Origin of the sequence: Haloactinomyces albus (genome assembly GCF_031458135.1) — a bacterium.
GTDB classification, from domain to species: domain Bacteria; phylum Actinomycetota; class Actinomycetes; order Mycobacteriales; family Pseudonocardiaceae; genus Haloactinomyces; species Haloactinomyces albus.
Window position 1 is genome coordinate 1,279,893 of record NZ_JAVDXW010000001.1, and the last position, 19,740, is coordinate 1,299,632.

15 protein-coding genes are annotated in these 19,740 nt (G+C 66.6%); 6 read left to right on the forward strand and 9 right to left on the reverse strand.

The window, feature by feature from the left end:
- Window positions 1-8 precede the first annotated feature (8 nt).
- Window positions 9-479, reverse strand: a complete 471-nt coding sequence (locus JOF55_RS05970) for a ribose-5-phosphate isomerase (protein ID WP_310270771.1) — start codon at window positions 477-479, stop codon at window positions 9-11.
- Between the two features lie 204 nt (window positions 480-683).
- On the opposite strand from JOF55_RS05970, the gene JOF55_RS05975 reads away from it, so the two are divergent.
- The gene (locus tag JOF55_RS05975; RefSeq protein WP_310270773.1) at window positions 684-1,481 is read left to right on the forward strand and encodes an MBL fold metallo-hydrolase; all 798 of its coding nucleotides are present in this window, start codon (window positions 684-686) and stop codon (window positions 1,479-1,481) included.
- Window positions 1,482-1,544: 63 nt separating this feature from the next.
- Here JOF55_RS05975 and JOF55_RS05980 read toward each other — a convergent pair whose 3' ends face one another.
- Both JOF55_RS05980 and JOF55_RS05985 read right to left on the reverse strand, forming a co-directional pair.
- Window positions 1,545-2,972 carry an aldehyde dehydrogenase family protein gene (locus tag JOF55_RS05980; RefSeq protein ID WP_310270776.1) on the reverse strand — a complete coding sequence of 476 codons (1,428 nt, stop codon included), beginning with the start codon at window positions 2,970-2,972 and terminating at the stop codon, window positions 1,545-1,547.
- A 135-nt stretch (window positions 2,973-3,107) separates the two neighbouring features.
- On the reverse strand, window positions 3,108-3,725 hold the full coding sequence (locus tag JOF55_RS05985) for a mycothiol-dependent nitroreductase Rv2466c family protein (protein ID WP_310270779.1): 618 nt from the start codon (window positions 3,723-3,725) through the stop codon (window positions 3,108-3,110).
- Between the two features lie 267 nt (window positions 3,726-3,992).
- Here JOF55_RS05985 and pepN point away from each other — a divergent pair, with 267 nt between their 5' ends.
- A complete protein-coding gene (gene pepN, locus JOF55_RS05990; protein ID WP_310270781.1) occupies window positions 3,993-6,590 on the forward strand; it encodes an aminopeptidase N in 2,598 nt (865 codons plus the stop codon).
- A 124-nt stretch (window positions 6,591-6,714) separates the two neighbouring features.
- Entirely contained in the window at window positions 6,715-7,467 is a 753-nt protein-coding gene (locus JOF55_RS05995) for a response regulator (RefSeq protein WP_310270784.1), read from the forward strand.
- Window positions 7,468-7,492: 25 nt separating this feature from the next.
- Here JOF55_RS05995 and JOF55_RS06000 read toward each other — a convergent pair whose 3' ends face one another.
- The 3 genes from JOF55_RS06000 to JOF55_RS06010 form a co-directional block, all read right to left on the reverse strand.
- Complete coding sequence (locus tag JOF55_RS06000) at window positions 7,493-8,020, reverse strand: DUF5130 family protein (RefSeq protein ID WP_310270787.1); 528 nt, start codon at window positions 8,018-8,020, stop codon at window positions 7,493-7,495.
- The gene (gene ctaJ / locus JOF55_RS06005) at window positions 8,007-8,261 is read right to left on the reverse strand and encodes an aa3-type cytochrome oxidase subunit CtaJ (protein ID WP_310270790.1); all 255 of its coding nucleotides are present in this window, start codon (window positions 8,259-8,261) and stop codon (window positions 8,007-8,009) included. The genes JOF55_RS06000 and ctaJ overlap by 14 nt, the downstream gene beginning before the upstream one ends.
- A 638-nt stretch (window positions 8,262-8,899) precedes the next feature.
- Window positions 8,900-9,553: an HNH endonuclease gene (locus tag JOF55_RS06010; protein WP_310270793.1), complete on the reverse strand. Its 654-nt coding sequence runs from the start codon at window positions 9,551-9,553 to the stop codon at window positions 8,900-8,902.
- A gap of 233 nt (window positions 9,554-9,786) precedes the next feature.
- Between JOF55_RS06010 and JOF55_RS06015 the strand changes: the two genes are divergently transcribed.
- The 3 genes from JOF55_RS06015 (at window position 9,787) to JOF55_RS06025 (ending at window position 13,465) form a co-directional block, all read left to right on the forward strand.
- The gene (locus JOF55_RS06015; RefSeq protein WP_310270795.1) at window positions 9,787-11,922 is read left to right on the forward strand and encodes a prolyl oligopeptidase family serine peptidase; all 2,136 of its coding nucleotides are present in this window, start codon (window positions 9,787-9,789) and stop codon (window positions 11,920-11,922) included.
- Between the two features lie 162 nt (window positions 11,923-12,084).
- On the forward strand, window positions 12,085-13,062 hold the full coding sequence (locus tag JOF55_RS06020; protein ID WP_310270798.1) for a mechanosensitive ion channel family protein: 978 nt from the start codon (window positions 12,085-12,087) through the stop codon (window positions 13,060-13,062).
- 16 nt (window positions 13,063-13,078) lie between these two features.
- A complete protein-coding gene (locus tag JOF55_RS06025) occupies window positions 13,079-13,465 on the forward strand; it encodes a globin (protein ID WP_310270801.1) in 387 nt (128 codons plus the stop codon).
- A gap of 89 nt (window positions 13,466-13,554) precedes the next feature.
- Here JOF55_RS06025 and JOF55_RS06030 read toward each other — a convergent pair whose 3' ends face one another.
- From JOF55_RS06030 to JOF55_RS06040, 3 genes are all read right to left on the reverse strand, one after another.
- A complete protein-coding gene (locus tag JOF55_RS06030) occupies window positions 13,555-14,196 on the reverse strand; it encodes a DUF8010 domain-containing protein (protein ID WP_310270804.1) in 642 nt (213 codons plus the stop codon).
- Window positions 14,189-14,632 (reverse strand): acyl-CoA thioesterase, encoded by a 444-nt coding sequence (locus JOF55_RS06035; RefSeq protein ID WP_310270807.1) that lies wholly within the window; start codon window positions 14,630-14,632, stop codon window positions 14,189-14,191. Before JOF55_RS06035 ends, JOF55_RS06030 begins: the two co-directional genes overlap by 8 nt.
- Window positions 14,633-14,712: 80 nt before the next feature.
- Window positions 14,713-19,665 (reverse strand): NAD-glutamate dehydrogenase, encoded by a 4,953-nt coding sequence (locus tag JOF55_RS06040; protein ID WP_374727404.1) that lies wholly within the window; start codon window positions 19,663-19,665, stop codon window positions 14,713-14,715.
- Window positions 19,666-19,740: the final 75 nt, after the last annotated feature.

The following is a 19,740-nucleotide window of genomic DNA, read 5'->3' on the forward strand; positions in this document are numbered from 1 at the left end:
CTGCGAGTTCAGGCATCGGGCAATGCCGGGGGCGTGCCGGTCCTCTCGTAGTCGGCAAGCATGTCGATCCTGCGCTGGTGCCTTCCGCCCTCGAAGCCGGTACCGAGGAACACATCGACGATCTCCTCGGCCTCTTCGACGGTGTGCATCCGCGCACCGATGCTCACCAGCAGTGCATTGTTGTGCTGCCGGGACAGCTTCGCGGTCTCCACGTTCCAGGCGAGCGCCGCCCGAGCACCGGGCACCTTGTTCGCTGCGATCTGCTCGCCGTTGCCGGAGCCGCCGATGACCAGGCCGAGACTGCCCTCGTCCGCGACGACACGCCGAGCGGCCTCGATGCAGAACGGCGGATAGTCGTCCTCGGCGTCGTAGACACTGGGGCCGACGTCGGTGACCTCGTGACCGAGATCGGTCAACCGCTTGACGAAGTGGTTCTTGAGTTCGAATCCGGCATGATCGGAGCCTAGGTAGACGCGCACACGAGTAGTCTGTCAAACGGCCCACGCGGGACGCACACCCTGGTTAGGCTCGACCGTGATGACTTCCGACTGTGCGTCCGGCCGAGAGCTCGCGGCATGGGGTTTCGCTCACGATGTCGAGCTGGCTGCCGACGTCGACAGCAGCTCGGTGGCTCCCCCGCTCCACGGGGACACTTTCGAACCGGAACCCCGGAGGTGACGGGGATGGGGCACTGGATCGAGCTCGCCGACGGTGTGCTGGTGCGGCGGTATGCGGAGCTGGATCTCTCGGTCGGTCTCGTCGTCGGTAGTGAGCAAGCCCTCGTGATCGACACGCGCGGTGACACCGTGCAGGGTGCGGAGCTCGCCGAGGCCGCCCGGCGAGTGACCTCGCTGCCGTGGCAGGTGGCGATCACGCATGCCCACTTCGATCACTGCTTCGGCACGGCGGCGTTCCTGCCCGCGCCCGTCTGGGCACACGAGCGGTACGCGGCACATCTGCGACGAACCACCGAGAGCCAACGTGCCGAGTGGGTCACGCACTACCTCGCGGAGGGTCGGCGCGAAACCGCCGAGGCTCTCGGAGCGAGTGAGCCCGTCGTTGCCGATCGGGAAGTGCGTGACGAGGTCGAACTCGACCTGGGTGGCCGGCTCGTGCGGTTGAGGCATCCGGGTCGCGGGCACACCGACCACGACCTGGTGGTGCACGTACCGGATGCGGCGGTGGTCTTCGCCGGTGACCTGATCGAGCAAGGTGCGCCGCCCGCCTTCGAGGACTCTCTGCCGCTCGAATGGCCTTCCACCGTGGAGGAGGTGCTGCGGCTGCGACCGCGGACGGTCGTGCCGGGGCACGGTGACCCGGTGGGTCGCGACTTCACAGCCCGCCAACGGGACGAGCTCGCCCTGATCGCCGATCTCTGCCGCGCTGTCACCTCCGGATCACGCACCGAGAGCGAAGCACTGCACCGCTCTCCGTACCCCGCCGAAACCACCCGGGAAGCGCTCGCGCGGGCCGACGGCTGAACGGAACAGGCCCGGACTGCGAACCGTGTCGCGATGTCCGCATCATTCTCGGTATCCCGCGTCTCAGCGCTGGATGGACTTGACCTCGAGGAATTCCTCCAGACCGAACCGGCCGAACTCGCGTCCGTTGCCGGACTGCTTGTAGCCGCCGAACGGCGCGGCCGGGTTGAACGCTCCGCCGTTGACCGCGACCTGACCCGTACGCAGCCGCCGGGCGACCGACATCGCCCGCTCCTCGGAGCCGAAGACCGCACCCGCCAGGCCGTACTCGGAATCATTGGCGATGCGCACCGCCTCCTCCTCGTCGCCGTAGGACATGATCGACAGCACCGGCCCGAAGATCTCCTCACGTGCGATGGTCATGTCCGGCTTGACACCACCGAACACGGTGGGCCGCACGTAATAGCCGCTGTCCAGCTCCTCGGGGGCCTCCGGCCCACCGGTGACCACCGTCGCACCTTCGGCGACGCCCTTGCGGATGTAGTCCATGACTCGATCACGCTGTGCACCGTTGACCATCGGCCCGACGCGCGTGCTCTCGTCGGTCGGATCGCCGACCGGGTACTTGCCGACCGCGGAGACCGCGAGCTCCAGGGCCTCGTCGTAGCGCGACTCCGGCACCAGCATCCGGGTCAGCGCATTGCAGCTCTGGCCACCGTTGGGCAGGCAGCCGGCCACACCGAGCTTCACGGCCTTGGTCAGATCGGCATCGTCGAGCACCACGTTGGCCGACTTGCCACCCAGCTCCAGGGCCACCCGTTTGATGGTCTCCGAGGCGACGGCCGAGACCCGTCGACCGGCTCGGGTCGATCCCGTGAGCGAGACCATGTCGACATCGTGGTGCTCGGCCAGGGCCTCGCCCACCACGGGCCCCGTCCCGTGCACGAGATTGAACACGCCCGTCGGCACCCCGGCTTCGGCGACGATTTCGGCGAAGATCGACGCCGTCAGGGGTGCGACCTCGCTCGGCTTGAGCACGACGGTGCATCCTGCGGCCAGGGCAGGCGCCACCTTGGCCACGACCTGGTGCAGGGGATAGTTCCACGGCGTGATCGCGGCGACCACACCGATCGGCTCGCGCACGATCAGCGAGTTGCCCGTCTCCTCGGTCCACTCGTAACCCGCATCGAGCAGATCGGCGATCCCGGCGGAGGTGGCCACCGGAACACTCGCCTGCACCTGCGTGGCGAAAGTGATCGGAGCGCCCATCTCGGCGGTGATCGTGGCCGCGATCCGCTCCTTGCGCGCGGCGATGCCCTCGGAGATCCGCCGCACGACAGCCGAACGCTCGGCCACCGACGTGGCGGCCCAACCGTCGAACGCCTCCCGGGCCGCCCCCACCGCAGCATCCACATCGGAGCGTATTCCGGCGGGTACCGAGGCGATCACCTGCTCGGTAGCCGGATTGACGACCTCGATGCGCTCACCGGAACCCTCGACGTAGTCGCCGCCGATGACGTGCTCGGTACGAGGGGGAGCCGGAGTCGGCATGGAGCCTCCAAGGCAGTGGAACGTCCGATCGGCGAAAGCCTGCCACAGCGTCCCGGGGTCACGCACCGGTTCACCACATCCCCGGGTGGGCGGCTTTCCTGAAATTCGTGAAAGTCGCCCACCCGAGGACCCGGCTCAGTCGAACTGCGGCGCCTCGGTGCGGGTGCGCTTGAGCTCGAAGAAGTACGGGTACTCGGCCATCATCCGCGCGCCGTCGAAGAGCTTGCCCGCTTCCTCGCCGCGCGGGATCCGCGTGGTGATCGGGCCGAAGAAGGCCACCCCGTCGACGTGGATGGTCGGGGTGCCGACCTCGTCACCGACCGGATCCATTCCGGCATGATGACTGGCCCGGAGTTCCTCGTCGTAGTCCTCGCTGTTCGCGGCCTTGGCCAAGGATTCCGGCAGCTCCACCTCGGCCAGCGAGTCGGAAATGACCTGGTCGAAGTCCCGGTTGCCCTCGTTGTGGATCCGCGTCCCCATCGCCGTGTACAGCGGTGCAAGCACCTCCTCACCGTGGTACTTGGCAGCGGCGATCGCCACCCGCACCGGCTTCCACGCCGCGCTCATCATCTCCTGGTACTCCTCGGGCATGTCACGACCCTCGTTGAGCACGGACAGACTCATCACACGGAAGTGCAGGTCGATGTCACGGACCTGCTGCACCTCCAGGATCCAACGCGACGACACCCAGGCGAACGGGCAGATGGGATCGAAGTAGAAGTCGACCCTCGGCGTGTGGTCGGTAGCGGTCATTTCGGATCTCCCTCGACGTTGCCGATCGGGTTCGGGCCGACCGGGTTCGGGCCGACCGGGTTCGGGCCGACCGGGTTCGGCCGGTACAGGACTGCGTCCTTTTCCGGAACAACCCGCAACCCCTCCCGTGTCTTCCCGAACACGACGACACACGATCAACTCCGGCCGCCCGGGCGCGCGAGCGGGCGGATACGTGATTGGATGCCTGCATCCTTGCCAATGCGACGCCGAGGAACCGGCATCGATCGACGATCAACGAGGTGATCCGTGGCCCCGCCGAATCTCACCCGCCAGCAGGCCGAGCAGCGCGCCGAGCTGCTTACGGTCCAGTCGTATGTGATTGATCTGGACCTGTCCGACGGCGCGAGCGGGCACGAGGTGGAGACCTTCGGCTCCACCACCAGGGTGCAGTTCCGCAGTGCGCACGTGGGCGCCACAACCTGGATCGACCTGGTGGCCGCGCGCGTGCACAGCGCCGTTCTCAACGGGGCCGAACTGGACGTCTCGGGATACGAGGAGTCCCAGGGCCTCGTACTGCCGGATCTTGCCGCGCAGAACGAACTCGTCGTGCACGCCGACTGCGAGTACACCAACACCGGTGAGGGCCTGCACCGCTTCATCGACCCCGTCGACGGTGGCGTGTACCTGTACAGCCAGTTCGAGACGGCCGATGCCAAGCGCATGTTCACCTGCTTCGACCAGCCCGATCTCAAGGCCACCTACCAGCTCACGGTGACCGCACCGGCCGCGTGGAAGGTCGTGTCCAACTCCCCTGCCGAGGTCACGACCGGATCGCACGGCACCTCTGCACAGGATGTCCGGCGGCACGTGTTCGCCACGACACCGCCCATGTCGACCTATCTGGTCGCACTGGTGGCAGGACCCTATGCGGAGTGGCGGGACGTCTTCGGTGGGAAGAACGGCCGGCAGGAGATTCCCCTGGGGCTGTACTGCCGCGCGTCGCTGGCCGAACACCTCGACGCCGAACGTGTGTTCACCGAGACCAAGCAGGGATTCGGCTTCTACCAAGAAGCGTTCGGCGTGCCGTACCCGTTCGACAAGTACGACCAGTGCTTCGTGCCCGAGTTCAACGCGGGAGCCATGGAGAACGCGGGATGCGTGACCTTCCGCGAGGACTTCGTGTTCCGCTCGCGAGTCACCGGGTATCTCTACGAACAGCGCGCCGAGGTCGTGCTGCACGAGATGGCGCACATGTGGTTCGGCGACCTGGTCACGATGCGCTGGTGGGACGACCTGTGGCTCAACGAGTCCTTCGCCACCTGGGCGAGTGTGCTGGCACAGGTCTCGGCCACCCAGTACACGCACGGCTGGACCACCTTCGCCAATGTCGAGAAGTCCTGGGCATACCGACAGGACCAGCTCCCGTCCACGCATCCGGTGGCCGCCGACATCGAGGACCTGCAGGCGGTCGAGGTCAACTTCGACGGCATCACCTACGCCAAGGGCGCCTCGGTGCTCAAACAGCTCGTCGCCTATGTCGGACTGGAGAACTTCCTGTCCGGGCTGAAGGTGTATTTCGATCGCCACGCCTGGGGCAATGCCACGCTGAACGATCTGCTGACCGCTCTGGAGCAGGCTTCCGGCCGGGACCTGTCGTGGTGGAGCGCGCAGTGGCTGCAGACCAGCGGGCTGAACATGCTGCGGCCGAAACCGGCCACCGATTCCGAGGGGCGGTTCACCGAGTTCTCGATCATCCAGAGCCCGGCCCGTCCCGGTGAAGGCGAGTACCGCACGCACCGCCTGGCCATCGGCGTGTACGACGACGATCCCGCCACGGGCAAGCTGGTGCGGACCCACCGCGTCGAACTCGACGTCGACGGGGAACGCACCGAGGTCCCGGATCTCGTCGGTGTCGACGCGGGCAAGCTGGTGCTGGTCAACGACGACGACCTCACCTACTGCACGCTGCGCCTGGACCCGGACTCGCTGGCGACGCTGATCAACCGCATCGGCGACATCGAGCAATCGCTGCCCCGTGCGCTGTGCTGGTCCACGGCGTGGGAAATGACCCGCGAGGCCGAGCTGAAGGCCCGCGACTTCGCCAGCCTGGTACTGGGGCGAACGGCCGCCGACGGCATCGGCGCGGAAACCGAGATCGGCGTGGTTCAGCGGCTGCTGCTGCAGACCCAGACCGCACTGGCCTCCTACGCCGACCCGGCGTGGCAGCCGGAGGGCTGGCAGCGCTACACCACGCGTGTCCTGGAACTCGCCCACGCCGCCGAGCCCGGTTCGGACCACCAGCTCGCGCTCGTCAACGCGCTGACCGGTGCCGTACTCGACGAGGCGACGGTAGGGGTGCTGCGCGGTTGGCTGGACGGCTCCGCCCCCCTGAAGGGCTTGGTCGTCGACACCGACCTGCGCTGGCGACTCCTGGAGGCGCTGGTGGCACATGGTGCGGCCGAGGAAACCGAGATCGACCGGGAACTGGCGAATGACCCGACGGCAACCGGACAGCGCCGCGCGGAGCGCGCACGGGCACTGATTCCGACCGCGGCGGCCAAGGAGAAGGCGTGGCAGCGCGCCGTCCATGACGACGAACTGCCCAACGCGGTGAACGAGTCCATCATCTCCGGGTTCCAGCACCCCGCCCAGCGGGAGCTGCTCTCGGGATACGTGCAGCGCTACTTCGACGAGATCGACGAGGTATGGCAGCGCCGCTCCAGCGAGCGTGCCCAGCCGACCGTCATCGGGCTGTTCCCCTCCTGGGCGGTCGAGTCGGAGACGGTGGAGGCCGCCGACGCGTGGCTCGCGGGCGAGCATCCGCCTGCGCTGCGTCGGCTGGTCTCCGAAGGACGTGCGGGCATCGTTCGCGCACTTGCCGCACGGGAGTTCGACCGTTCCTGAAGCAGCGGTTCCACAGCGTGAGCGGGGTTTCTTCTCCGAAGAACTCCGCTCACGCGGCACATCCGCTTGATCACTGCGGGTAAGCTACAGGATCGCACCCGATCCGGCGAGCAGTGGAGCGGCGATGCCCGAGTTGATTACCGCGATTGCCACACTCCTGTGGCCGCTGCTCATGCTGATGGTGCTGCTCGTCTTCCGACGTGCGATCGGCCGGGTGCTGCACACTGCCGAGAAACGCGAGCTGGAGTTCGACATCGGTGGTCAGCGACTGACCCTGCACGAGCTCAACGACCAGCAGAACGAGATGATTCAGGATCTGCAGCGCCAGTTGAGCACGGTGAGCAAGAAACTCGACGAGCGCGAGCGTGCTCTCGCGGAAACGGCGGAACCACCCGCAGCCGGGCGGGAAAGCCACGAGACTCACGAGCACGCCGAGCAGGCACCGCCGGAGTCCGCCGAGGTCGACGCCGAGCTGCCCCCGGTGCAGGCACCCACCGGCTCGGAGCCGTTCGCGGTTCTGTGGGTGGCCGACCGGCCGGAGAACCACGCGCTGCTCGTGGGGCAACTCCGCGACAACGGGGTCCGCGTGACCGCCGCCTCGACCACCGCCGAGGCGATCGCCGAAGTCGCGGAGCGGCCCTACCGGCTCATCGTCTCGGACATGGCCCGCAGAGAAGAGGACCGGCACCACGTGGATGCGGGGCTGTCTCTGCTACGCGAGCTACGCGACCTCGGCGTGGACACTCCCGTGATCGTGTTCAGCGGGCAACGCGGACAGCTGCAATACGGTGGCCAGGCCCGCCAGCTCGGCGCCGTGGCCACGACATCCTCGACGTACGAGATGTTCCGGCATTTCCAGAACTTCGACCTGCTTTAAACCGAGCATGGCCGCCACGGACGTCTCAGTGGTGGCCGGGGGCACCCTCGCCGGAAACCCGGGTGCCTGCGGCGTCCGAGAGCATCCGCAACGCGCTGACAAGCCCCTCGATCAGGTTGCCCTCCTTGAACGAGGCCACCATGCTCATGACCGCCAGGTTGCAGGTTCGGTCCGGCACTCGACGGTATGCCTCCGCCCCGGTGACGATCTCGATCCGGCGCTGGCCCGGTGACACGGCGATCAGAACACCCGCATCGGCCCGGTCTCCCAGATTCGCGTGGATCTTCTCGGCATGCTCGCGGGTCTGCTCCTCCAGCTCACCGAGGTAGATGGCGAACTCCAGACCGGTCGTCCGGCTGGACAGCGTCAGCGCCTCGTCCAAACGTGCGAGCTGGGCGTGCCCGAAGGGCAGGTTCGCCTTTTCCGGTTCGATCCGGCGAGCGATCGAGAGGCGGCCCGTGGCCATGAGCGCCTCACCGCTGGCCAGTTCGTCGGACTGCCGCACACCGGATCGCCCCTCGTCGGGCGTCTCGGCGATCTCACCAGTTGCCACGTGCGCCTCCCCGAGCGGTGCTGAGCTGTGCCTCCGACGCGGTGCTCTCCTCCGCTCCCGGTGGGCTGGTCGTACTCACGCCCGCAGGGTTGGCCACCCAGAACACCGGGGGAAAGTCCCACTCCTGGCCCGAGCGGTAGCGGGCACGGGTGATCCTCGGCCACAACACAAGGAGCGAGACCAGGCCATAAACGGCCGCAGGGGTCAGCACCAAGATGAGCAAGGTCTCCACAGCAGTCACACCAAGACGGTATCCGATCGGGTTGCTCGGCTGGTCAAGACCTGTGGGCATGCCACATCACAGGGCGGCGATCGCCGCGTGTTCCCCAACACGCACAGCAACTCGTAGCCAGGTCATCTCAGCCTCCATCACCTCAAGTGACAGAAATCTCCAGCTTGGCACCATAAAACTACTCTTGGTTACTAGTAAGCGTGAGGAGCATCACCTAAACTAACTCGTCCAGGCTAGCTTCAACCGCCAGTCGGGTCCCCCGGAAGGCCGCCCCTGGCGGCCAACTTGGCGGATTGTTTCGACGAGGTTCCGGTTCTAACTTTCACCTGTATGGGTCTTGCATATTTGACCGGACAAGTTTCAAGCATGGTCTGCGCTTACAGGAGGCACACGATGTCGAGCACCAAATCCGCCACCCACGGCCATGAGGTCACTCGTCCGAACTACCACACTCTCGTGGGAGGCGGTGTGCGTATCAGCGGTCGGCGACAGGAAGAAGCTCGGCCGGGAATCCGGACCAGCCGAGGCGGCCGAGGCGTCCGCATCAGCGGGACATCGGGAGTACGCATCAGCGGTTGCGGGCGGAACCGCCGCCCCGGCAGCCGCAAACACAGCGCGGCCGGCACCGGAGCCCGGCACCGACCGGTTCAGGCGGCGGCTTCTCCCAGGTAGGGCAACCACAGCGGATCGGTCTCGGACAAACCCGCGATCAACCGCCAGTGCCGACCACGCGGAGCCCGCGGTGTCTCGGCCAACCGCCAACCCAGTTCACGCAGGGTGTGATCGGCCTTACGGCGATTGCACTTGGTGCAGCACGCCACGCAGTTCTCCCACGAGTGAGCCCCTCCCCTGCTCCGGGGAACGACGTGGTCGATCGTCTCGGCACGCACACCGCAGTAGACACATCGGTGGTTGTCGCGGTGCATCAGTGCCGAGCGGCTCAACGGTACGCGTCCCCGATAGGGCACCTGGACGAAAGTGCTCAATCGGATCACGGACGGAACCTCGACGCTGCTCGTTGCCGAGTGCAGCATCAATCCCGCAGAGTCCCCGTGCACCACTTCTGCTTTGCCACAGACCACCAGCACGATGGCCCTGCGCAGCGGAAGCGCCGTCAGCGGCTCGAAGGTCGTATTGAGCAGAAGTACGCGTCGCCTGCGCCAGGACAGCCCACCGTGGGCGGATGTCGGCTCCGGGGTGACCCTGTTCGCAGGTCCACTACCCCGGCCTTGCTGGCACGATGTCGCTCGCGACGTCAGCCCCGTGGCTGCGCCGAGCGGAGTCGGTTTTCGGTCGGGCACTCGACCACCTCCACCGGTTACCGAGCAATAGTCGAACACAAAACCCACCCGGAATGCACGCGTGATCCGCATCGCATCACATCGATAATGTCAAAATTTCTCGAACGAAGGTCGAACACGGGACAAACGACATCCGAGCAACCCCCCGAAATCCCGATAACGATGATCGAATCGGATGCAGCAGACCCGACACGAATCCACCCTGCGCGTGCCCATCCGTATCGTCGGTGGATGTGAGTGACGTTCAGCCCGTGCCCCAGCCCCACCCCGCTGCCCGGCCCTATCCTGATACCGAGCGTGCGGAGACCGTGGAGTCGCTCCACGGCCACCGTGTTGCCGACCCGTACCGGTGGCTCGAAGACACCGAGGACCCACGCACCCCTGCGTGGTCCCGAGCACAGGACGAACTCGCTCGCGGCCGGCTCGACGCGCTGCCGGGCCGGGAGACTGCGGCGGACAGCATGCGATCGCTTCTCCAAGCCGGTTCGGTCTCCGCACCGGTATGGCGCGCCGGTCGGGCGTTTTTCACCCGGCGCGCACCGGAGCAGGAGTTTCCGGTCTTGTATGTCCGCGACAGCGACGGCACGGAGCGGACCCTGCTCGATGTCACCGACCTCGATCCCTCCGGTCTGACGACGCTGGACCGCTGGTCGGCGAGCCTGGAGGGCGATCGGCTCGCTTACCAGGTCTCGGCAGGCGGCGACGAGGAGTCCTTGCTTTACGTACTCGACGTGGCCGGCGGAGAGCTGCTCGACGGACCGATCGATCGGTGCCGGTATTCCTCGATCGGGTGGCTGCCCGGGGGCGACGAGTTCTTCTACATCCGCAGACTGCCTCCCGAATCGGTACCCGAGGACGAACAGCAGTTCCACCGCAGAGTGTGGCGCCACCGGGTCGGTACCTCTCCGGACGAGGACCTGCTCATCCACGGTGCAGGTCTGCACCACACGTTCTTCTTCGACGCGAGTGTGTCGCGGGACGGGCGCTGGCTGCTCATCCACGGCAGCCCCGGCACGGCCCGGCGAGACTCGGTGTGGATCGCCGACCTCTCCCGCAGCGGCACGGTGCCCCGTCTGCACCGGATTCTCGACACCTCCGAGGAGGTCCGCGCCTCCGCGTGGGTGGAGCGCGACGGGCGGATGTACGTGCAGACGACGCTGAACGCCGCACGCTGGCGGCTGTGCGTGGCCGATCCGGAACATCCCGATCCGGCGAACTGGACGGAGTTGATCGCCGAGGACTCCGACTCCGTCCTGGAAGCCGTCCGCTGGTTCGATCCGGGTGACGAGGCCCCGCGGCTGGTGGTGCTGCGGACACGCCATGCCGTATCCGAAGTGACGCTGCACGATCCCGCAACCGGTACCCGAACCGGCACGGTTCCACTACCGGGTACCGGCCAGGTGACCGCCCTGACCACGGTCGACGAGCACACCGGCACCGATCGCGATCGCCTGTGGATCGGCTGGACCGACTTCACCACTCCTCCGTGCGTGCACTGCTACTCGCAGGCGGCGGGAAGGACCGCGCTCGTCGAGCAGGCGCCCGGCACACGGGATTCCACTGCGGTGTACACCCGTCAGGTCAGCTACGCCTCCGCGGACGGCACCACGGTGCGGATGTTCGTCCTCAGCCCGACACCCGACCCCGATGCGACCCGCCCGGCCCTGATGACCGGGTACGGAGGTTTCTCCCTGCCGATGGAGCCCGGCTACTCCCCGACCGCGCTGGCCTGGGTCACCGCGGGCGGCGTATGGGCGCTGCCGTGCCTGCGGGGTGGCGGTGAGGAGGGTGAGCACTGGCACCGCGCGGGCATGCGCGAGAGCAAGCAGAACGTGTTCGACGACTTCCACGCCGCAGCCGAGCACCTCGTGACACACGGCTGGACCACGCCGGAGCAGCTCGCGATCACCGGCGGCTCCAACGGCGGACTGCTGGTGGGGGCCGCACTGACGCAGCGTCCCGACCTGTACCGGGCAGTGGTGTGCTCAGCGCCCCTGCTCGACATGGTGCGCTACGAGAATTTCCTGCTCGGACGGCTCTGGAGCGAGGAGTACGGCTCCGCCGACGATCCCGAGGAACTCGGGTGGCTGTTGTCCTACTCGCCGTACCACAACGTGCGGGAACGGACCGACTACCCCTCGGTGCTGTTCACGGTGTTCGAATCGGACACACGCGTGGATCCCGGTCATGCCCGCAAGATGTGTGCTGCACTCCAGCACGCGACGGCATCCGACCCGAACAAACGCCCGATACTTCTGCGCAGGGAAACCGAGGTAGGTCATTCCGCTCGCTCGGTGTCGCGTACGGTGGGGTTGGCAACCGACCAGCTCACCTTTCTGGCGGAGGCGACGGGACTCCCTCTGGAGTAGTCCCTCCGCGGCCGGTGCCGGTTCCCCCGGCCGGCACCGAAAGCCGACATCGTGGACGGCGGGGCGTTCACGAGGTCCGGGTGAGCATGCGGATCGGTCCGCAAGCCGGATCATGTCTCGGTTCGCCCGACCCGCGAAGCCCCCCATGGAGCCCCCGAAACCATGACCTCGTCCCTGTTATCCCAGCCCCGATGTGGCAATAAAAGCAATCTGTGCAACTGGATTCACCAGGTCACCGGGAACAACTGGCTGGCTGTCTACTCCGACATGCTGATCGCCAAGCCACTGCAGATCCTGTTGATTCTGCTTGTCGCCCTGCTGCTGCGGTGGCTCGTACACCGCACGATCACTCGGTTGACCCGAGGTAACGGCACACCGCCGAAGCTGCTGCAACCGTTGCGGGAGCGTCAGGGTGAGGCGCTGTCCGGCGAGACGCTGGCGGAGCGGCGCAACCAGCGCGCGAGAACGATCGGCTCGGTGCTGAAGTCGCTGGCTTCGTTCATCATCTTCGGATTCGCCCTGGTATATGCCATGAAGGTGCTGGGCGTGGAGCTCGGGCCGCTGATCGCTTCGGCAGGGGTGGTCGGTGTCGCACTCGGTTTCGGCGCGCAGAACCTGGTGCGCGACTTCCTCTCCGGTATTTTCATGATGATCGAGGATCAGTACGGGGTCGGCGACTGGGTGGATCTCGGCGAAGCCAGCGGTACGGTGGAAACCGTCGGTCTGCGGGTGACGACCTTGCGGGATGTCAACGGCACGGTCTGGTACGTGCGCAATGGCGAGATCCTGCGTGTCGGCAACTCGAGTCAGGGCTTCGCGATCGCGGTGGTGGATCTGCCGATCGCACACACCAGCGACGTGAAGAAGGCACAGGAGGTCGGGGCCACCGTCGCCGCCGAGGCCTCCGCACACGAACCGCTGTCCTCGGAGGTGCTGGAGAAACCGGAAATGCTCGGGATCAACCAGATCACCTCCGACACGATCACGCTGCGCTTGACCGCCAAGGTACGTCCTGGTCAGCAGTGGTCGGTGCAACGCAAGTTGCGTGCCGAGATCAAGCGCGCTTACGACGACGAGAACATCAAGCCGCCTTATCCGGCCGGTCGCGTGATGCCACACTTGGACGGGTACCAGTCATAACGCTCAGGGAGGGCGCGTGGGCACTCCGGAAACCTTCTACGAGCAGGTCGGCGGCGAAGCCACCTTCCACCGCATCGTGGCACGCTTCTACGCGGAGGTGGCCAAGGACGAACTGCTGCGACCGCTGTATCCGGAGGAGGACCTCAGCGGTGCCGAAGAGCGTCTGCGACTGTTCCTGATGCAGTACTGGGGTGGGCCGCACACCTACTCCGAACAGCGCGGCCATCCCCGGCTGCGGATGCGGCACGCACCGTTCAAGATCGGACTCGCGGAGCGGGACGCCTGGCTGCGCTGTATGCGGATCGCACTCGACGAGGAAGTCGACCTCGCCCCCGAACACCGCGATCAGCTCTGGCAGTACTTCGAAATGGCCGCCCACGGCATGGTCAACTCCTGGTTCTGAGGTCTTCCCGGTCGGCCGGGGAGAGGGTTGAAGTCTTCCCGCAAACTTCAACCCCTCCCCGAGCACATCGAGGTCGCCTCTCGCCGGCCTCAGAACAGCAGCGGAAGCAGCGCATGGCGACGACGGGCCACCGCACCGAACCGGGAATCCAGCCGCAGCCACGAGTCGGTGGCGCTGACCCGCACCACCTCGCTCTCCGCCGGTGAGTTCACGAGGAATCCCATCCCGGACAGCACGAACAGGCAGCGCAGCGGGATCTTGACCTCGAACCCGGCGCCGTTGACGGTGAACACTTCCTGATCCATCAGCGAGGCGGGCGGGGTGCCCTTGGGACCCACATTGTCCTTGGCCAGGCCGACTCCCTGCTCGGCGACCTCTCCCACCAGCTTGGCGGGCAGGTCATCCACCCGCTTCCATCCCTCGGTGGGAGGCAGTTCGGAGCGCCACAGCAAGTCGCGCGGTGGCCCCGGATCCATCCTCGCGCCTCCCGCGACGGTCAGCGTCGCCAGCAGTTCGCTGCCCGACACGCTCAGGTCCGCGGGCTCGACCTCGCCGCTCACCGCCCTGGTGCACAACGCGTCGAACGGGGTCGCCGACCAGGCGTCGATCCGCCCGGTGTCACCACGCGCCCGCAGCCGGATCACCGCCTGTTCATCCAACCGAACGGCTCGGGCCACGAACGCGCTGAGGTCGTCACGCTGGACCGCTTCGGACATCCGCAACTCAGGCAAGACCGTACTCCTTGTCCGCCAGAGCGGGGTTGAGCTGCCATTCGGAGAGGAACTCCCGCTCATCATCGGTGAGCCGCCGGGGGCGCCCGGCAGCCAGGTCATAGGGAACCATCAACGTTTCCGCCGTGGTCACCGAGGCGGTGTCGCCGGCAGTGGCCGTGTAGTCGATCACGAACGAGGCCGGCCGCAGGTCACGCACCGACATCCGCACCTGGAGCACGCCCGCCCGATAGACCAGGGGTGCGTGGTAGTCGATCACCACCCTGGCCACCACCATGCCCTCGGCCATTCCGGTCAGGCCGTGCCGTTCGGCCTCGTTGAACAACAGGCCGACGCGGGCCTCCTCGAGCAACGTGACGGTCCTGGCGTGGTTGACATGGCCGAACGCGTCCATATCGGACCAGCGCAGGGCCACCTCGGCAATGAACGCTCCCACCAGCTTCCTTTCTGCTGCACAGGGCAGCGGTGGCCGATACCGTCACCAGCCACCGCTGCCGGGTTGATCGAACTCTCGCGCTATCGGACCATACTGCTCAGTTGCCGCGCGGCGACCGACAGCGTCGCCAGGTCCTGCCGCCCGGAGCGTTTGACCTCCTCCAACGACGCCCTGGCTCGACTCAGCCGGGAAGCATTGGCCTGCTCCCACTGCGCGATCTTGACCTCCGGACCGTCCTCCGGATTGCTGGTGCGCAGCACATCCACGGTGATCGCACGCAGGGACGCGTAGAAGTCGTCCCGCAGTGCCAGCCGCGCCAGCGAGTGCCACCGATTGCCACGTTCCAGGCCACTCACCGCCACCAGCATCCGTTCGATGTCGAGATGTTCGGCCAGGGCATAGTACAGCTCGGCACTTTCCCGGGGGCTGCGCTCGGCGCTGACCCCGGCATCACGCTCGGCCAGTTCGGCGATCTCGGTGATGTCCAGCAGCGCATAGGTGTCCAGCAGCGCACCGAGCCGCTCCGCCAGGTTCGACGGCACTCCCGAGGCGGTGAGTCTTCCCGCGTATTCGGCGGCGTTCTCGGCTGCACGGCCACGCAGCAAGCTCTGGACACTCGCGGAGAGTTCGGCCACCACCGGCCGGAACCGGCTGATCTCCGCACCGATGGCCAGTGGCTGCGGACGGTTCGACAACAGCCACCGCGATGCTCGATCGAGCAACCTGCGGGTCTCCAGCACCATCCCATCGGTGATCTCACTGGGCAGCTCCGTGCCCAGGTCGTCGATCTCCCGCCACAGCGACGGAAGGTCATAAACGCACGTCACCACGGCATAGGCCCGGACGGCATCGGTGGCGCCGGTGCTCATCTCCTCGGCCAGCCGATAGGCGTAGGAGATTCCGGCACCGTCGACGACCTCGTTGACGAGCAGGGTCGTGGTGATCTCCCGCCGCAGCGGATGATCCGGGATCGCCTCCGAATACCGGTCCCGCAACGGACCCGGGAAGTAGTCCGGCAGCCGCCTGGCGAATGCGTCGGCATCCGGCAGGTCGCTTGCCAGTACATCCTGCTTGAGGGACAACTTGACGTGCGCCATGAGGGTGGCCAGCTCGGGCGAGGTCAACCCCGCGCCCGACTTCTCCCGCTCCCGGAACTGCTCGGGGGTCGGCAGCGCCTCCAGCTCGCGGTCCAGGCCGTTGTGCTTTTCCAGTGCGCTGACCTGCCGCGCGTGCACCGAGAGCATCTCCGCCGCATGGGCGCGCGAGATCCCCAGGAGCCTGTTCTGCCGGTGGTTGTCGTCCAGCACCAGCTCCGATACCTCGTCGGCCATGTTCGGAAGCAACTCGTTGCGCTGGACACCGTCCAAGTACCCCTGGGAAACCAGCTGATCCAGCAGCACCTTGATGTTGACCTCGTGGTCGGAGCAGTCCACACCGGCCGAGTTGTCCAGGGCGTCGGTGTTGACCTTGCCACCCATCTCGGCGAACTCGATCCGGCCGAGCTGGGTCATCCCGAGGTTTCCCCCTTCTCCGACGACCCGCACCCGCAGCTGGTCCCCGTCGACACGCACCGGGTCGTTGGCCTTGTCCCCCACATCGGCATGCGTCTGCGTCCCTGCCTTGACGTAGGTGCCGATGCCGCCGTTCCACAGCAGGTCGGCCGGTGCCTGCAGAATCGCCTTGACCAGTTCGGCCGGAGCGAGCTGGTCGACGTCGGCGTCGATGCCCAGTGCCCGACGAATCCGCGGGTTCAACGGAATCGACTTCAACGACCGGGGCCACACCCCGCCGCCCGCACTGATCTTGCTGCGGTCGTAGTCGTCCCAGGTCGACCGCGGCAACTCGAACAGGCGCCTGCGCTCGGCAAACGACGATGCCGCATCGGGATCCGGATCGATGAACACGTGCATGTGATTGAACGCGGCGACCAGCCTGATGTGCTCGGACAGCAGCATGCCGTTACCGAAGACGTCACCACCCATGTCCCCGACACCGACGACGGTGAAGTCCTCGCGTTGGACGTCGGTATCCAGTTCCCGGAAGTGGCGCTTGACGCTTTCCCAAGCCCCTTTGGCGGTGATCCCCATGGCCTTGTGGTCGTATCCGACGGAGCCACCGGAGGCGAACGCATCACCCAGCCAGAACCCGTAGGACCGGGCGACCTCGTTGGCGATGTCGGAGAAACTCGCGGTGCCCTTGTCGGCGGCCACCACCAGGTACGTGTCGTCACCGTCGTGGCGCACCACCTCCCGTGGCGGCACGACACGACCACCGGCGAGGTTGTCGGTGAGGTCGAGCATCCCGGAAATGAATATCCGGTAGCAGGCGATCCCCTCGGCCTGAACCGCCTCCCGATCGGCGGCACCATCGCCGGTCGGTACCGGCGGACGCTTGACGACGAAACCGCCCTTGGCACCCACGGGGACGATCACCGCGTTCTTGACCGCCTGGGCCTTGGCCAGGCCGAGCACCTCGGTGCGGAAGTCCTCCCGCCGGTCCGACCAGCGCAGTCCACCACGCGCGACCGAGCCGAAACGCAGGTGCACGCCCTCCATGCGTCGCGAGTACACGAAGATCTCGAACTGCGGACGCGGAGCGGGCAGCCCGGGGATTTCCCGGGGTTCCAGTTTGAACGCCAGGAACGGGCGTAGCTGTCCACTGTCGTCGGTGACCAAGTAGTTCGTGCGCAGGGTGGCCCGGATCAGGTTGAGGTAGCTGCGCAGGATCCGATCGGCATCGAGACTGGTGACCTCGTCGATCGATCGGACGACCTCGTCGACCAGCTCCTGTTCCCGTCTCGCACGCTGCTCGGCGGACAGCGACGGGTCGAAGCGCACCTCGAACAACCGCATCAGCACCACGGTGATGTCGCTGTGCGTGAGAATGGCGTCCTCGATGTAGTCCTGGCTGTAGGCGGTACCGGCCTGGCGCAGATACTTCGCGTAGGCGCGCAGTACGATCGCCTGCCGCCAACTCAGCCCCGCCCGGAGCACGAGGGAGTTGAACCGATCGATCTCGGACTCCCCCAGCCATGCGGCGCGGAACGCATCCTCGAAACGCTCCTGCAGCGAATCGAGCCGCTCCGAACCGGCGGCTTCCAGCAGGTCCTGCCCCACGCGCAGGCCGAAGTCGAAGATCCAGCACTGCGTGCCGTCGGGGCGCAGGACCTCGTAAGGGCGCTCGTCGACCACCTCCACGCCCATGCTCTGCAGCACCGGTAGAACCTGGGACAGGGTCACCCGCTCGTTGATGAACATCTTGAAACGGCGTTCCCACGGGCCCGCATCGCGCGGCACGTAGAACGACATTTCCAGTTCACCCGGCTCGGACAGCGACTCCAGCCGTCGCAGGTCGATCAGGCCTTCGCCCGCGTTGAAATCCTCCTTGTAGGCCTCCGGGAAGGAAGCAGCATAGCGCTGCCCGACCTCGCTGTTGGCTTCCGAGCCGTATCCCGCGGAGCGCCCGTCATACCGACCGTCCGGGCGTTCGACGTCGACCTGGTCGACCATCCTGTCGTCCCAGGTGCGGATCGCCTCGCTGAGCCGTTTCTGCACGTGCGCCAGGTCGGGGTCGATCCGCTGCTGCGGGTCGGTGTGCACCACGAAATGCACTCGCGCCAACGTCGACTCGCCCACCCGGGTGCTGTATTCGAGACTGTTGCCGCCCAGCTCCGCGAGCAGAACCTCCTGCATCGCCAGCCGCGAGCGCGTCGTGTACCGGTCCCTGGGCAGGTAGACCAGGCAGGAAAAGAAGCGACCGTAGGGGTCCCGCCGCAGGAACGGTTTGAGCTTACGGCGCTCGGCCAGCGCCAGGACTCCGGTGATGATCTCCTGCAGCATGTCGGTGTCGGTGGAGAACAGTTCGGTTCGCGGATAGTCCTGGATCTCCTCCAGCATCCGCTGGCCGGAGTAGGACTCCATCGGAAAACCCGCACGGTGGATCACATCTCGCACTCGCCGCTCGATGACGGGAATGTCGAGGACGTTCTCGTGCAGTGCGGTCGTGGTGAACAAACCGAGAAAGCGATGCTCACCCGTGATCCGGCCTTCTTCGTCGAAGGTCTTGACCCCCACGTAGTACGGGTGCACCGCACGATGCACCGTCGAGGTCGCGCTTGCCTGGGTGAGGATCAGCAGTTCGTCGGGCAGTGCGTCGACCCGCGCATCCGGCCCCTCCGTCAGGCTACGGGCGGCAACGCTGTCGCTGCGCAGCACACCCAGCCCGGAAGCGAGCACGGCACGCAACGCCGGTTGGTCGCCCGCATCCGAATTCCGCACCAGTTCGCTGTGCCGATAGCCCAGGAAGGTGAAGTGACCATCGGCGAGCCAGCGCAGCAGGCGAGCACCATCCGCGGCCTGATTGCCGGGCAACGGCGGCGGAGCACTTTCGAGAGCATCCGCCAGTCCACGCGCGGTGGTGATCATCCGCTCGGTGTCCTCGACGACTTCCCGCACATCGTTGAGCACCTTCAGCAGGCTCTGCTCGAGAGCTCGAGCGCGCTCCGGATCGGCCACCCGGTCGAGCTCGACATACATCCACGATTCGGCGATGGCACCGGCCCCGGGGTCACTCGGATCCGCCTCCGGAAGCACCTCCAGCAGTTCACCGGTCAGACCACGCCGGACCACCACGATCGGATGCACGATACGCCGCACCTGGGCGCCGTCACGGGTCAGCTCGGCGATCACCGAGTCAACCAGATACGGCATGTCGTCGGTGACCAGGTGCACCACGGTGGCTGCGCTGTGCCACCCGTGCTCGGCGCGGCTGGGATTGAAGATCGTCACCACGGGACGCCCGGCGATCCGATTCGCGGCAAGATCGTAATGCGAACGAAGCGCACCGACCAGATCGCCGGGCTCATCGTGCGCGAGTTCCTCGGCCGGAACGTGCCGATAGTACTTGTGCAGCAGGTCAGCCAGTTCGGGTACCATATGAGCGGCCCGCTCGAGCAACTGGTCCCTGGCTTGTTCGGGGCTCTGTGGTTGGTCCACAGCGGGGTCTCCACTGCTCGAGTTGTGCTCGGTGCTCATCTGTCCGGTTTTCGAGGTCATCTTCCAGGTAGCTCCATACGTCGCGGCACCTCGTTGTGCCGACACGGCTCCACC